The organism is Nonlabens sp. Ci31 (assembly GCF_012974865.1).
Lineage (GTDB): Bacteria > Bacteroidota > Bacteroidia > Flavobacteriales > Flavobacteriaceae > Nonlabens.
Map to the genome: position 1 here is coordinate 2,925,103 of NZ_CP043633.1, position 12,752 is coordinate 2,937,854.

Here is a 12,752-nt window from a genome sequence, read left to right on the forward strand (position 1 = left end):
TGAAACACAAAAAAAAGCCCAATCATAAGATGGGCTTTTGTATAAAAGTAGGAAATCAACTATACAGGTATCAATTCTTCCAGTTGAATCTCACACTGTCCCTTTAATATATCTTTCATAGTTTCTCGTTCACGTATCAAGTGGGATGTACCGTTGTACCAAAGAACTTCGGCAGGTCGGTATCGAGAATTATAATTGCTTGCCATAGAAAAACAATAGGCTCCAGCATTTGAGAAAGAAAGAATATCTCCTTCTGTAATTTCAGCAATCTGGCGGTTGCTTGCAAAGGTGTCGGTTTCACATATATATCCTACTACACTATAAAAGCGATTGCGTCCTTCTGGATTTGAAATGTTTTTGATACCATGATAAGAACCGTATAACATAGGTCTTATCAAATGATTAAACCCAGAGTCAATTCCCGCAAAAACCGTAGAAGTGGTTTGTTTGACCACGTTTACTTCGGCTAGAAACTTCCCAGCTTCACTTACTAAAAACTTTCCTGGCTCAAATGCCATAGTAATTTCACGACCATAATCCTCGCAAAATTGATGGAAACGCACACATAATTGATCTGCTAGGTCTTCAATATCGGTAGAAACGTCTCCTTCTTTATAAGGGACTTTAAAACCACTACCGAAGTCAATAAACTCCAGATCTTTAAATTTGGCTGCCGTTTCAAAAAGAATCTCTGTTGCATAAAGAAATACACCTATGTCTAAAATGTCACTACCAGTATGCATATGAACACCATTAACCATCATTCCTGTATTCTCCACAATACGCAAGATATGAGGTATTTGATGTATAGAGATTCCAAATTTACTATCGATATGTCCTACAGAAATATTTGCATTTCCACCAGCCATCACATGAGGATTGATTCTTATACATACAGGCGTATTAGGATGTTTAGAACCGAATTGCTCTAAAATGGAAAGGTTGTCTATATTGATTTGCACCCCTTTTGTGGCAACTTTCTCTATTTCTTCTAGGGAAACACCATTAGGAGTAAAGATTATTTTCTTAGGATCAACGCCAGCAGCAAGACCTAATTCAACCTCTTGTAGACTCACGGTATCGAGCCCAGCGCCTAACTGTTTAAAAAGTTTCAAAATTGAGATGTTCGAAAGTGCTTTAACTGCGTAGTGAATTCTTAAGTTTTTCGCTTTCGCGAAAGCGGAAACTAAACGTTCATACTGCGCTACAATGACCTCTGCATCATAGACATAGACCGGACTACCGTGTTCACGGGCTATGTTTAATAAATCTTGATTATTCATGGTTAAAGTTAAGCCTACAAAAGTAATAGAGTAGCAGAATTAAACGTGAATAATATCATAAAATTTAACAGTAAGTTTAAAGTCTAGAGGAGCTGCATATCATGTGTATAAAATAAGCATTCTTTTAGATAGAATAATTTCAAATTCAAAGTTCACTTTCTTACTTTTGCTGTACTTAAATTGAATCTTAAAGAACAATTATGAATCTTCACGAATATCAAGGTAAAGAAATACTCGCCAGCTATGGTGTTACCATACAAAGGGGTAAAGTTGCAACAACTTCAGAAGAAGCCGTAGCCGCTGCAAAAGCGATTACCGAGGAAACTGGAACTGGATGGCATGTCATCAAAGCACAGGTTCACGCTGGTGGTCGTGGTAAAGGTGGTGGTGTTAAACTTGCAAAAAACCTTGATCAAGTAAAAGAAATTTCTGGGCAGATTATAGGAATGGATCTTGTTACTCCTCAGACGAGTGCTGAAGGTAAGAGAGTACACCAAGTTCTTGTTGCAGAAGATGTATACGAGCCAGGAGAGGCAGAAATAGAAGAATTCTATATGTCTGTACTACTAGATCGCGCACAAGGAAAAAATATGATTATGTATTCTACAGAAGGTGGGATGGATATCGAGACTGTGGCTGAAGAAACACCTCACTTGATTTTTACAGAAACTATACATCCAGCGCACGGTCTTCAAGCTTTTCAAGCGAGACGTATCGCTTTCAATTTAGGATTAAGCGGCAAAGCTTTTAAAGAGATGACAAAGTTTGTCGACTGTCTATACAACGCTTATGTAGGGTCTGACTCTGCTTTATTTGAAATCAATCCAGTCCTTAAAGCTTCTAATAACACCATTATTGCAGTAGATTGTAAGATCACTCTTGATGAGAATGCATTATTCCGTCACAAAGATCTTGAGGCGTTAAGAGATGTTAGAGAAGAAAACCCAACAGAAGTAGAAGCAAGAGCCGTAGGATTGAACTATGTGGATCTAGACGGTAATGTAGGTTGTATGGTAAATGGTGCCGGACTTGCTATGGCAACTATGGACCTGATCAAACAAGCCGGTGGAGAACCTGCAAACTTCTTAGATGTAGGTGGTACTGCAGACGCTAAACGTGTGGAAGAAGCGTTCCGTATTATCTTAAAGGATGATAAAGTAGAAGCTATTCTTGTCAACATATTTGGTGGTATCGTAAGATGTGACCGTGTAGCACAAGGAATAGTAGATGCTTATAAAAATATGGGTGATGCTATTAACGTACCAATTATTGTGAGACTTCAGGGTACGAATGCAGAAATTGCCAAAGAACTCATTGATAACTCTGGACTAGATGTTCAAAGTGCTGTTGAATTCCAAGAAGCAGCTGATAAAGTACAAGCGGTTTTAAATAAGTAAAATCAAATAAAATATAGAATTAAAAATCCCATTAAGGCTTTTGCTTTAATGGGATTTTTTTTCCATTTATGTATACTCTTAAATAAAAAGCTGCTCTTGTTTTATGCCAGCCTGTAGTCGTGTTTTCTATTTTTTAAAGCTTTTTTAACCTATAGATATTTAGGATAGCGGTAAGTAAAATTACGAATAACATCATTTTTAAAAAGCCCATCATCTTAAAATGTTCTAATTAAAAATTGATATCACTTAAATGAAATAAAGTTGCGAAAAAAAATGCAGGAGGAATGATGACTTTAGCCACCTTGACATTGATGTTCTTTAATTGGTTTTTGATTGTTGTGTACTCTAGTCATTTTATTATGTTTTAACTAATACAACGTCTGTGCACAAACAAAAACAGGTATGGTTTAATCTTCTTCTTCAGCCTTCTTTAAATCATCCACGGTAATTTCTGGTAGTGCTTCTGGATCGCCCATTTCTTTTTCAGAATAATCCTCTTCATCAAAAGATTCCATCTGCATAGAAAGACGCTTAGAAATCTTTACAAGGTACTTCGTGTCCTCTGTAATGACTTCTACCGCTTCTATAGTTTCATATTTATGATTTTTAAAAGTAATCACATCATCATCACCATATCCATCAGGATATTTTTCTACTAGCATGGCCAATACTTCTGGCGTAAGCTTTTTGTAATCAACAATAACATTTCTCATATCATGACCGTTTGGGATTACCGAAAATATATTATTTCTGACAACCCACAAAACAATATTCTGAAGTTATTTAAATTTTAAAGTAAAGAAAAGCTTTTGATGACCTCTTCAACAGGTACTGTTTGATCTGTAACAAAAGAGCCTATAGATTCCAATAAAACAAATCTGATCTCACCGTTCACGTTCTTTTTATCGTGCATCATCAATTCCAGCATTTGTTCAATTTCAGATGATGTAAAAGTTAATTTCAATCCTATTTGCTGGTACCAAGACGCTATTTCATCAAAATCTTTTTTATTCAGTCCCGTATGTACATGACTTAAATAAGATTCTAAATACAGACCTGCAGCAATGGCCTCTCCATGCAATAATGACTCCTGATGCTCATTAGATAAACAAAATGACTCTATAGCATGACCTATCGTATGGCCGTAATTCAACGATTTACGAGGACCTTTTTCAAAAGGATCACTGTTGACTACTTTATTTTTAATCACGGCGCTTTGATAGATAAGACTTTTAAAGGTTTCAGAATAATAGTCATCACCTATTTGAATCATAGCATTCCAGTACGCTCGATCTGCAATAAGACCATGTTTAAACATTTCTATAGAACCATTGAGCAATTGTCTCTTTTCTAGAGATAATAAGTAGGAGGTGTCTATCAAGGTCATTTCTGGTGGGACAATAACACCTATTTGATTTTTTAGATGTCCTATATCAACACCATTTTTACCACCTATAGCGGCATCTACCATACCTAAAACCGTAGTTGGAACATGAACGAAAGAGATGCCTCTTTTAATGGTAGAAGCGATAAAACCGCCTAAATCTGTAATAACGCCACCGCCAAGATTAATCATTAGACTATTGCGATCGCAGCCTAATTCAATCATCGCACTCCACACGCCACTGCATGTTTCTATATTTTTGTGTTCTTCTCCAGGCTCTACTTCGATGATTTCAATACGAGCTTCTGTTTCTATATGCGGCATAAGAATGGGATAACAATGTTCCATGGTATTTTCGTCTACAAGTATAAAAATACAGCTTGGTTTTTTAGAAGCTATATATTTATTGAGATTCAGATACGTATCTTCTTGAAAATGTATGCTGTAATTGGAGTTTAAAATGGACTTCATTAAAAAATAAGGTTATAGGTTTGATGATAAGTACGCTTTCGCGAAAGCGAGAACATCATACACCTGGAATATATGTTATGATTTACCAAAAGTAGCGTCTATATGATTAAATAAAACCAATTTCGAAATTATATTTGTACCATGAATAAGAATCCTTTTAACAATACCGCAAATGCTTTTTCTTTAAGATCTGATAAGGAACTGAAGAAGGCACATTTTATATTTAGTTCTATGTCAATGCCATGGCTTGTCAATTTAGGCTCTAAAGTTACTATGTTTGCTTTAAAATGGCATTTACCTGTAAAAGGAATCATAGAGGATACGGTCTTTCAACAGTTTTGTGGCGGTACAACCGATGAGGAATGTATGCCACTGGTGGAAAAAATGTATGAAAAAGGAGTGAGTTCTATTCTGGATTATTCTGTGGAAGGAAAAGAAAACGAGGCCGACTTTGATGCAGTAGTAGGGAAGAAGTTGACACTGATTCATATGGCTAGTGAAAATAATGCGTTGCCATTTGAAGTGGTCAAGCCCACTGGTATAGGTCGATTTTATATTTGGCAAAAAATTACTGAAAAAAAAACACTAACTGTTCCAGAAGAACTGGAGTGGGAACGTATTTACAATAGAGTAGATCTACTTTGTAAAACAGCCGTGGATAACAATATCTCTTTACTTTTTGATGGTGAAGAAACTTGGATGCAGGACGCTGCTGATGATCTTATACGGGAAATGATGCAAAAATACAATCACGGGAAAGCATATATATACAATACCGTACAATGCTATCGCCATGACAGACTGGATTACGTTATGGAGCTCTATGAAGACGCAAAAGCAAATGACTATATAGTTGGAGCAAAAATTGTTAGAGGAGCCTATATGGAAAAGGAACGGGAACGTGCCAAGAGTTATAACTATGCAAGCCCTATTTGTGTCGATAAAGCTGCTACAGATGAAATGTATAATAACGTTATGCATTACATTCTAGAAAGATTAGATACGATAAAACTTTGTATAGGAACCCATAATGAAGAAAGTACCCTAGATGCTATGCGAGTTTTAGCAGACAAGGAAATAGAGCCTAATACGAATGACGTATGGTTTGGACAACTCTATGGAATGAGTGATAACCTTACTTTTAACCTTGCTGCCTTGGGGCACAATACCTTTAAGATAGTGCCATTTGGTCCTATTGAATATGTGATGCCTTATCTCATAAGAAGAGCACAAGAAAACACATCGGTAGCGGGGCAAACAGGAAGGGAACTTACTCTTATCAATCAAGAGATGGAAAGAAGAGGAATCTAATAGTTACTGGCTTAATACTTTTTCTACTCTAGTAAAACGATCACAATTTCTTACCCATAAACTGGTATTAGCCAGTTCTTTTCTTCCAGAGATGTGGTAAAAGTTACAAGGAATAGTATCTGTATTAGATTTTGAAAAATCAACTTTGCCGTATTTAAGGATGAGTTGAATGTCTAGGGTGTCGATTTTGCTTTGTTGAAGCATAGTGCGCACTTCAGGAGAAAATCGCACATAATTTTTTCTACCAATATCGCTAATAACACGATCTTCTGGCAACCAGGTACACTGTGTTCTCTTTCCGGTGAGAAAAAATACGAGAAAAACAATACCTATGGCAAAGCCTCCACCATAAAAACCTAAACGCTTTATAAACTTCATACTTTTTTAAAAGATGAGCAAATTTACGTCGCTGTAAGGTAAATTATACCATTCCCCTACTGATTTATTAGTAACAATACCATGATAAAGGTAAATACCACACTTTAAACCCTTGTCCATGCGTATGGCATGCTCAATACCACCGTCATTTGCTATATTTAATATGTAAGGAGTAAAAATATTGCTTAAAGCGACACTAGCAGTTTTTGAATACCGAGCGGGAATATTCGGTACGCAATAATGAGTAATACCCAATTTGGTATAAGTAGGTTGGTCGTGACTAGTTATTTCACTAGTTTCAAAACAGCCCCCCATGTCTATACTGACATCTATAATTACAGAACCTTTTTTCATGTTCTCTACCATAGTTTGAGAGACTACTACAGGCGTTCTGTTTTCGCCTGTTAGCGCTCCTATTACTACATCACATCGCCTGAGAGCCTTAGACAGGTATTTAGGCTGTATAGTGGAAGTAAACAATTGCTGACTTACATTATTTTGTACGTTGCGCAATTTTGAAATAGAATTATCAAAAATTTTAACACTAGCACCAAGGCCTAAAGCTGTTCTAGCCGCAAATTCTCCCACGACACCAGCACCTAAAATAACAACGTCTACTGGTGGTACTCCAGTTATGTTACCGAATAGATGTCCGGTTCTGTTTTCGCCACTAGATAATAGTTCGGCCGCAATTAGAACAGAGGCTACACCAGAAATTTCACTTAATGCATTAACAGCAGTAAATCTTCCTTCGTCATCTGTAATGAATTCATAAGCTAGAGCAGTAATTTTCTTTTCGGCTAGTTTATTGAAATAATTTTGATCTCTAGTTTTTAATTGTAAGGCAGATATTAAAACCGATTGTTGTTTAATCATCTTAATTTCTTCTAATGATGGGGGTGCCACTTTAAGAATGGTGGGACACGAGAATACTTTTGCAGTATCGGTAGTTAATTCTGCACCGGCATTGTTATAATCTTGATCGGTAAAATTGCTTGCTAGCCCAGCTCCTTTTTCTATTAAAATACGATGGCCATGAGCACATACCGCAGCAACAGCATCTGGAGTTAAACAAATACGTTTTTCTTGATGTTGAGTTTCCTTGGGAATACCGATAAACAACTCCTTCTTGGTTCTTGTAATTTCAAGACGTTCCTCTTGCGGGATTAACTGGTCTTTGGTAAAAGGAGTAGAGTAGGAGGACATTCAGCTATAATATTTATTAATAATATATCGGGAATCAATTATTTGAACCAACGATCACTAGGTTTTTTTATTCCATCTTCAATCTCACTGATGTCAATACCATGAATTTTATCAAAAATTTTGATTCTAGCGAGATAGGAAAGAGATAAGGATATAATGACAACGGGTACAATGAAATACAATTCACCAGAATCAATGTAAGAAGTAGAAAAATCAAAAAGATTATACAACTGAAATGCGTATAAACTAATAGGGATAATTATGGTATGGTACCACCAATGTTTACAAGTAAAAAACCAAATTAGCAATAAAATCAGAGGAACAATTTTTTGTACTAAAATCCATGAAGCCATTAAACGATTATCGGCAAATGACAAAGACAATCTCTTAAACATAGAGGTCTCCCATAACCAGTCAGGCAATGCTTCATAATAATAAAATGCGTAAGGAAGAATAGCCATGATAACCGCAATAGCACTACCTATGGCAATAGCATGTTTGCCCTTACTTGACTTATTTCTGGTGGCCATATAAATTTAAAATTAAAAAACTCGCTGAAAGTAAATGTAGTGAGCTTTTTATATAAAATCAAATTAAATCTTATACAGTTACCGGCGGCTTGAATTTAGCGAGTAATTTTTTCTCGATTTTAGTTGTTTTGGTTTCTTTAGTTTTTTGTGGTTAGAATTGAACGGCAGTTCCAGCGATGGATACACTTAATATGCCTAAAAGAGATAAGGCTCTAAGAGACTTACTGTTCATAACAAAACATTTAAACAAGTTGTCGAGTAAGGTGTTTTTAAAATGATATTATCCAGTTACCGGTGGCTTGAACTTAGCAAGTAATAGCTTTTCGATTTTGGTTGTCTTCGTTTCTTTAGTTTCTTGTGGTTGAAACTGAACTGCTGCTCCTGCGATAGAAACGCTGAATATGGCTAAAAGGGCTAGTGCTTTAAGTGACTTGTTTTTCATAATAGGTGTTTTAAAAGAGGTAGTGTGTAGGGTGTTTTTTTGATAATCGGTATCCATAATATTTTATCCAGTTACCGGTGGCTTGAACTTAGCAAGTAATAGCTTTTCGATTTTGGTTGTCTTCGTTTCCTTAGTTTCTTGTGGTTGAAACTGAACTGCTGCTCCTGCGATAGAAACGCTGAATATGGCTAAAAGGGCCAATGCTTTAAGTGACTTGTTTTTCATAATAGGTGTTTTAAAAGAGGTAGTGTGTAGGGTGTTTTTTTGATAATCGGTATCCATAATATTTTATCCAGTTACCGGTGGCTTGAACTTAGCAAGTAATAGCTTTTCGATTTTGGTTGTCTTCGTTTCTTTAGTTTCTTGTGGTTGAAACTGAACTGCTGCTCCTGCGATAGAAACGCTAAATATGGCTAAAAGGGCTAGTGCTTTAAGTGACTTGTTTTTCATAATAGGTGTTTTAAAAGAGGTAGTGTGTAGGGAGTTTTTTTGATAATCGGTATCCATAATATTTTATCCAGTTACCGGTGGCTTGAACTTAGCAAGTAATAGCTTTTCGATTTTGGTTGTCTTCGTTTCTTTAGTTTCTTGTGGTTGAAACTGAACTGCTGCTCCTGCGATAGAAACGCTGAATATGGCTAAAAGGGCTAGTGCTTTAAGTGACTTGTTTTTCATAATAGGTGTTTTAAAAGAGGTAGTGTGTAGGGTGTTTTTTTGATAATCGGTATCCATAATATTTTATCCAGTTATCGGTGGCTTGAACTTAGCAAGTAATAGCTTTTCGATTTTGGTTGTCTTCGTTTCTTTAGTTTCTTGTGGTTGAAACTGAACAGCTGCTCCTGCGATAGAAACGCTAAATATGGCTAAAAGGGCTAGTGCTTTAAGTGACTTATTTTTCATAATAGGTGTTTTAAAAGAGGTAGTGTGTAGGGAGTTTTTTTGATAATCGGTATCCATAATATTTTATCCAGTTACCGGTGGCTTGAACTTAGCAAGTAATAGCTTTTCGATTTTGGTTGTCTTCGTTTCTTTAGTTTCTTGTGGTTGAAACTGAACTGCTGCTCCTGCGATAGAAACGCTAAATATGGCTAAAAGGGCTAGTGCTTTAAGTGACTTGTTTTTCATAATAGGTGTTTTAAAAGAGGTAGTGTGTAGGGAGTTTTTTTGATAATCGGTATCCATAATATTTTATCCAGTTACCGGTGGCTTGAACTTAGCAAGTAATAGCTTTTCGATTTTGGTTGTCTTCGTTTCCTTAGTTTCTTGTGGTTGAAACTGAACTGCTGCTCCTGCGATAGAAACGCTGAATATGGCTAAAAGGGCTAGTGCTTTAAGTGACTTGTTTTTCATAATAGGTGTTTTAAAAGAGGTAGTGTGTAGGGAGTTTTTTTGATAATCGGTATCCATAATATTTTATCCAGTTACTGGTGGCTTGAACTTAGCAAGTAATAGCTTTTCGATTTTGGTTGTCTTCGTTTCTTTAGTTTCTTGTGGTTGAAACTGAACTGCTGCTCCTGCGATAGAAACGCTGAATATGGCTAAAAGGGCTAGTGCTTTAAGTGACTTGTTTTTCATAATAGGTGTTTTAAAAGAGGTAGTGTGTAGGGAGTTTTTTTGATAATCGGTATCCATAATATTTTATCCAGTTACCGGTGGCTTGAACTTAGCAAGTAATAGCTTTTCGATTTTGGTTGTCTTCGTTTCTTTAGTTTCTTGTGGTTGAAACTGAACTGCTGCTCCTGCGATAGAAACGCTGAATATGGCTAAAAGGGCTAATGCTTTAAGTGACTTGTTTTTCATAATAGGTGTTTTAAAAGAGGTAGTGTGTAGGGAGTTTTTTTGATAATCGGTATCCATAATATTTTATCCAGTTACCGGTGGCTTGAACTTAGCAAGTAATAGCTTTTCGATTTTGGTTGTCTTCGTTTCTTTAGTTTCTTGTGGTTGAAACTGAACTACTGCTCCTGCGATAGAAACGCTGAATATGGCTAAAAGGGCTAGTGCTTTAAGTGACTTGTTGTTCATAAAATGTTATTTAAAAGAGTTAATGAGAGATGATTTTTATTATCTTAACCAACTTAACGTTCAACCAGTTACAGGTGGCTTAAACTTAGCAAGTAATAGCTTGTCAATTTTAGTTGTTTTAGTTTCCTTTGGTTGAAACTGAATTGCTGCTCCTGCGATAGATACGCTAAAAATGGCTAAAAGAGCTAGTGCTTTAAGAGGCTTGTTGTTCATAACGAAAGGTTTAAATTATTAACAAGACGAATCTAAATGCCTCATCGGTATAAACAACAATTATGAAAAATTATTCGTTAAATAACTTGTAAATCAGACGTAAAAAATATAAAATCAATTGATAATTAACTAAAGATAAATAATAACTTATTCAATCAATTTTTCTAAAATCAAATTTCTAGTCTCTGAGCCTAGTATTTTTATTTTTATATATTGATAATCAGATAGAAAAGAAATTGACAGCTCCGGCCACTCGATTAGACAAAGTGCGTCTTTTTCTAGATAATAATCAAAGCCAATGTCAAATAATTGATCATTTGTTTCTAATCTATAAAGGTCGAAATGTATAACATCGGTAGAATCACCTTTATACTCGTTAACAAGACTAAATGTTGGAGAATTCACATAGTCTTCTACCCCTAATTGCCTGCACATGGATTTTATTAATGTAGTTTTTCCTGCACCCATAGGTGCCTGGAACAAGATTACCTTAGATTCTAAGTTTTCTAGCAGCTTTTTTGCTACCATGTCAATTTCGTTAAGGGTATAGGTGATTTCCATTATCTAGGTTCAAAGATGGCAAATGGGATCAACATTTCTTCTAGGGAAACACCCCCATGTTGATAGGTGTTTCTAAAATAACTTACATAATGATTGTAGTTATTTGGATAAGCAAAAAACAAATCTCCTTTTGCAAAAATAAAACTACTGCTCATGTTTATTTTAGGTAGCTTGATCGTACTAGGATCTGTCGCCGCTAGAACATCTTTATCTTCATAGGATAAGCTGCGGCCTGTTTTATACCTTAAATTTAAACTGGTGTTTTTATCACCTATTACCTTACTTGGAGTAGTGACATTAATGGTTCCATGATCAGTGGTTAAAACCAATTTGAATCCCAATTCTTGTCCGCGTTGTATAATATCTAATAATGGAGAATTCTTAAACCAACTTAAAGTTAATGACCTATAACTTTTATCGGTGCTTGCCAGCTCTTTAATGACTTCCATTTCAGTTTTAGAATGGGAGAGCATATCTACAAAATTGTAAACAACTACAGTAAGGTCGTTGTCTTTTTGAGATTTAAAGTTATCAGCGAGTTTACGGCCGTTATTTTCATTAGTGATTTTGTGATATTGGTGATTAATATTAAGCCCAAGTCTTTTTAATTGAGCGGTTAAAAAGGCATTTTCATGCATGTTTTTTCCACCTTCCTCTGTATCATCGAGCCATAAGTCTGGATGACGCTTTTTCATATCTTCTGGCATCAACCCAGAAAATATAGCATTTCTAGCGTACTGTGTAGCGGTAGGCAGTATGGAGCAATAGGTTTCCTCCTTAATTTTTTTGTAATGATTATTGATCAAGTTCTCAAAAACTTTGAATTGATCATAACGCAAATTATCTACGACTATAAATAAAACTGGTTCCTTCTTTTTTAGGAGCGGCGCAACACGCTTCCTGAAAAGATCATGACTTAAGGTAGGATTACTTTCATGGCCATCAAACCAGTCGGGATAATTTTTTTCTATAAACTTACAGAATTGTTGATTTGCTTCGTTTTTTTGAGCAGTTAAGATTTCAAACATTCCCGAATCGTCAACATCCTCTAATTCAATTTCCCAGTAAATTAATTTTTGATAAAGTTGTACCCATTCTTCATAACTATTGATCATGGACATTTCCATCGCAATTTTGCGGAATTCCCGCTGGTAATCGCTAGTAGTTTTTTCATTGACTAACCTAGAGTGGTCTAAGTTTTTCTTTACAGCAAGAAGAATTTGATGAGGATTTACAGGTTTTATCAAGTAATCTGCAATCTTAGATCCTATAGCTTCTTCCATTATATACTCTTCCTCACTTTTAGTAATCATGATAACAGGAAGCTGTGCTTGTTTTTCCTTGATTTCATGTAAAGTTTCTAGACCTGTCAATCCAGGCATATTTTCGTCTAGAAAAATAAGGTCATATCTTGTTTCTTCAATAGCCTCTAATGCTTCTGAACCACTAATTCGCGTGTCTATGGAATAGCCTTTATTCTCAAGAAAAATAATGTGAGGCTTTAATAAATCCACTTCATCATCTACCCATAGTATTTTGATCTCTGCCATA

21 protein-coding genes are annotated in these 12,752 nt (G+C 35.6%); 2 read left to right on the forward strand and 19 right to left on the reverse strand.

The window, feature by feature from the left end; all coding sequences use genetic code 11:
• Positions 1-59: 59 nt before the first annotated feature.
• Positions 60-1,283: a diaminopimelate decarboxylase gene (lysA, locus tag F0365_RS12820; RefSeq protein ID WP_169934055.1), complete on the reverse strand. Its 1,224-nt coding sequence runs from the start codon at positions 1,281-1,283 to the stop codon at positions 60-62.
• 200 nt (positions 1,284-1,483) lie between these two features.
• Here lysA and sucC point away from each other — a divergent pair, with 200 nt between their 5' ends.
• Positions 1,484-2,680: an ADP-forming succinate--CoA ligase subunit beta gene (sucC, locus tag F0365_RS12825; RefSeq protein ID WP_169934056.1), complete on the forward strand. Its 1,197-nt coding sequence runs from the start codon at positions 1,484-1,486 to the stop codon at positions 2,678-2,680.
• 407 nt (positions 2,681-3,087) lie between these two features.
• Here sucC and F0365_RS12830 read toward each other — a convergent pair whose 3' ends face one another.
• Entirely contained in the window at positions 3,088-3,393 is a 306-nt protein-coding gene (locus F0365_RS12830; RefSeq protein WP_169934057.1) for a hypothetical protein, read from the reverse strand.
• A gap of 77 nt (positions 3,394-3,470) precedes the next feature.
• A complete protein-coding gene (gene aroB / locus F0365_RS12835) occupies positions 3,471-4,535 on the reverse strand; it encodes a 3-dehydroquinate synthase (RefSeq protein WP_169934058.1) in 1,065 nt (354 codons plus the stop codon).
• Positions 4,536-4,676: 141 nt separating this feature from the next.
• Here aroB and F0365_RS12840 point away from each other — a divergent pair, with 141 nt between their 5' ends.
• Positions 4,677-5,846 (forward strand): proline dehydrogenase family protein, encoded by a 1,170-nt coding sequence (locus F0365_RS12840; RefSeq protein WP_169934059.1) that lies wholly within the window; start codon positions 4,677-4,679, stop codon positions 5,844-5,846.
• Between the two features lie 3 nt (positions 5,847-5,849).
• Here F0365_RS12840 and F0365_RS12845 read toward each other — a convergent pair whose 3' ends face one another.
• From F0365_RS12845 to F0365_RS12920, 16 genes are all read right to left on the reverse strand, one after another.
• A complete protein-coding gene (locus tag F0365_RS12845) occupies positions 5,850-6,224 on the reverse strand; it encodes a DUF4258 domain-containing protein (RefSeq protein WP_169934060.1) in 375 nt (124 codons plus the stop codon).
• A gap of 6 nt (positions 6,225-6,230) precedes the next feature.
• The gene (locus F0365_RS12850) at positions 6,231-7,430 is read right to left on the reverse strand and encodes an alanine dehydrogenase (RefSeq protein WP_169934061.1); all 1,200 of its coding nucleotides are present in this window, start codon (positions 7,428-7,430) and stop codon (positions 6,231-6,233) included.
• 38 nt (positions 7,431-7,468) lie between these two features.
• Positions 7,469-7,960, reverse strand: coding sequence for a hypothetical protein (locus tag F0365_RS12855; RefSeq protein WP_169934062.1), 492 nt, complete (start codon positions 7,958-7,960; stop codon positions 7,469-7,471).
• A gap of 280 nt (positions 7,961-8,240) precedes the next feature.
• Positions 8,241-8,402: a hypothetical protein gene (locus tag F0365_RS12860; RefSeq protein ID WP_169934063.1), complete on the reverse strand. Its 162-nt coding sequence runs from the start codon at positions 8,400-8,402 to the stop codon at positions 8,241-8,243.
• A gap of 63 nt (positions 8,403-8,465) precedes the next feature.
• Positions 8,466-8,627 (reverse strand): hypothetical protein, encoded by a 162-nt coding sequence (locus F0365_RS12865; RefSeq protein ID WP_169934063.1) that lies wholly within the window; start codon positions 8,625-8,627, stop codon positions 8,466-8,468.
• A gap of 63 nt (positions 8,628-8,690) precedes the next feature.
• Complete coding sequence (locus F0365_RS12870) at positions 8,691-8,852, reverse strand: hypothetical protein (RefSeq protein WP_169934063.1); 162 nt, start codon at positions 8,850-8,852, stop codon at positions 8,691-8,693.
• Positions 8,853-8,915: 63 nt separating this feature from the next.
• Positions 8,916-9,077: a hypothetical protein gene (locus F0365_RS12875; protein WP_169934063.1), complete on the reverse strand. Its 162-nt coding sequence runs from the start codon at positions 9,075-9,077 to the stop codon at positions 8,916-8,918.
• Between the two features lie 63 nt (positions 9,078-9,140).
• The gene (locus F0365_RS12880) at positions 9,141-9,302 is read right to left on the reverse strand and encodes a hypothetical protein (protein ID WP_169934064.1); all 162 of its coding nucleotides are present in this window, start codon (positions 9,300-9,302) and stop codon (positions 9,141-9,143) included.
• Between the two features lie 63 nt (positions 9,303-9,365).
• A complete protein-coding gene (locus F0365_RS12885) occupies positions 9,366-9,527 on the reverse strand; it encodes a hypothetical protein (RefSeq protein ID WP_169934063.1) in 162 nt (53 codons plus the stop codon).
• 63 nt (positions 9,528-9,590) lie between these two features.
• Positions 9,591-9,752, reverse strand: coding sequence for a hypothetical protein (locus tag F0365_RS12890; protein WP_169934063.1), 162 nt, complete (start codon positions 9,750-9,752; stop codon positions 9,591-9,593).
• Positions 9,753-9,815: 63 nt separating this feature from the next.
• The gene (locus F0365_RS12895; RefSeq protein WP_169934063.1) at positions 9,816-9,977 is read right to left on the reverse strand and encodes a hypothetical protein; all 162 of its coding nucleotides are present in this window, start codon (positions 9,975-9,977) and stop codon (positions 9,816-9,818) included.
• A 63-nt stretch (positions 9,978-10,040) separates the two neighbouring features.
• Positions 10,041-10,202, reverse strand: coding sequence for a hypothetical protein (locus F0365_RS12900; protein WP_169934063.1), 162 nt, complete (start codon positions 10,200-10,202; stop codon positions 10,041-10,043).
• 63 nt (positions 10,203-10,265) lie between these two features.
• Positions 10,266-10,427 carry a hypothetical protein gene (locus F0365_RS12905; protein ID WP_169934065.1) on the reverse strand — a complete coding sequence of 54 codons (162 nt, stop codon included), beginning with the start codon at positions 10,425-10,427 and terminating at the stop codon, positions 10,266-10,268.
• 60 nt (positions 10,428-10,487) lie between these two features.
• On the reverse strand, positions 10,488-10,640 hold the full coding sequence (locus F0365_RS12910) for a hypothetical protein (protein ID WP_169934066.1): 153 nt from the start codon (positions 10,638-10,640) through the stop codon (positions 10,488-10,490).
• Positions 10,641-10,787: 147 nt separating this feature from the next.
• Positions 10,788-11,201, reverse strand: a complete 414-nt coding sequence (tsaE, locus tag F0365_RS12915) for a tRNA (adenosine(37)-N6)-threonylcarbamoyltransferase complex ATPase subunit type 1 TsaE (protein ID WP_169934067.1) — start codon at positions 11,199-11,201, stop codon at positions 10,788-10,790.
• The gene (locus tag F0365_RS12920) at positions 11,201-12,751 is read right to left on the reverse strand and encodes a bifunctional response regulator/alkaline phosphatase family protein (protein ID WP_169934068.1); all 1,551 of its coding nucleotides are present in this window, start codon (positions 12,749-12,751) and stop codon (positions 11,201-11,203) included. The genes tsaE and F0365_RS12920 overlap by 1 nt, the downstream gene beginning before the upstream one ends.
• Position 12,752 lies beyond the last annotated feature (1 nt).

What these genes read in the sequence shown, in the direction of transcription:
- lysA (WP_169934055.1), bottom strand. Translation starts at nt 1,283, where the DNA reads ATGAATAATCAAGATTTATTAAACATAGCCCGTGAACACGGTAGTCCG.
- sucC (WP_169934056.1), top strand. Translation starts at nt 1,484, where the DNA reads ATGAATCTTCACGAATATCAAGGTAAAGAAATACTCGCCAGCTATGGT.
- F0365_RS12830 (WP_169934057.1), bottom strand. Translation starts at nt 3,393, where the DNA reads ATGAGAAATGTTATTGTTGATTACAAAAAGCTTACGCCAGAAGTATTG.
- aroB (WP_169934058.1), bottom strand. Translation starts at nt 4,535, where the DNA reads ATGAAGTCCATTTTAAACTCCAATTACAGCATACATTTTCAAGAAGAT.
- F0365_RS12840 (WP_169934059.1), top strand. Translation starts at nt 4,677, where the DNA reads ATGAATAAGAATCCTTTTAACAATACCGCAAATGCTTTTTCTTTAAGA.
- F0365_RS12845 (WP_169934060.1), bottom strand. Translation starts at nt 6,224, where the DNA reads ATGAAGTTTATAAAGCGTTTAGGTTTTTATGGTGGAGGCTTTGCCATA.
- F0365_RS12850 (WP_169934061.1), bottom strand. Translation starts at nt 7,430, where the DNA reads ATGTCCTCCTACTCTACTCCTTTTACCAAAGACCAGTTAATCCCGCAA.
- F0365_RS12855 (WP_169934062.1), bottom strand. Translation starts at nt 7,960, where the DNA reads ATGGCCACCAGAAATAAGTCAAGTAAGGGCAAACATGCTATTGCCATA.
- F0365_RS12860 (WP_169934063.1), bottom strand. Translation starts at nt 8,402, where the DNA reads ATGAAAAACAAGTCACTTAAAGCACTAGCCCTTTTAGCCATATTCAGC.
- F0365_RS12865 (WP_169934063.1), bottom strand. Translation starts at nt 8,627, where the DNA reads ATGAAAAACAAGTCACTTAAAGCATTGGCCCTTTTAGCCATATTCAGC.
- F0365_RS12870 (WP_169934063.1), bottom strand. Translation starts at nt 8,852, where the DNA reads ATGAAAAACAAGTCACTTAAAGCACTAGCCCTTTTAGCCATATTTAGC.
- F0365_RS12875 (WP_169934063.1), bottom strand. Translation starts at nt 9,077, where the DNA reads ATGAAAAACAAGTCACTTAAAGCACTAGCCCTTTTAGCCATATTCAGC.
- F0365_RS12880 (WP_169934064.1), bottom strand. Translation starts at nt 9,302, where the DNA reads ATGAAAAATAAGTCACTTAAAGCACTAGCCCTTTTAGCCATATTTAGC.
- F0365_RS12885 (WP_169934063.1), bottom strand. Translation starts at nt 9,527, where the DNA reads ATGAAAAACAAGTCACTTAAAGCACTAGCCCTTTTAGCCATATTTAGC.
- F0365_RS12890 (WP_169934063.1), bottom strand. Translation starts at nt 9,752, where the DNA reads ATGAAAAACAAGTCACTTAAAGCACTAGCCCTTTTAGCCATATTCAGC.
- F0365_RS12895 (WP_169934063.1), bottom strand. Translation starts at nt 9,977, where the DNA reads ATGAAAAACAAGTCACTTAAAGCACTAGCCCTTTTAGCCATATTCAGC.
- F0365_RS12900 (WP_169934063.1), bottom strand. Translation starts at nt 10,202, where the DNA reads ATGAAAAACAAGTCACTTAAAGCATTAGCCCTTTTAGCCATATTCAGC.
- F0365_RS12905 (WP_169934065.1), bottom strand. Translation starts at nt 10,427, where the DNA reads ATGAACAACAAGTCACTTAAAGCACTAGCCCTTTTAGCCATATTCAGC.
- F0365_RS12910 (WP_169934066.1), bottom strand. Translation starts at nt 10,640, where the DNA reads ATGAACAACAAGCCTCTTAAAGCACTAGCTCTTTTAGCCATTTTTAGC.
- tsaE (WP_169934067.1), bottom strand. Translation starts at nt 11,201, where the DNA reads ATGGAAATCACCTATACCCTTAACGAAATTGACATGGTAGCAAAAAAG.
- F0365_RS12920 (WP_169934068.1), bottom strand. Translation starts at nt 12,751, where the DNA reads ATGGCAGAGATCAAAATACTATGGGTAGATGATGAAGTGGATTTATTA.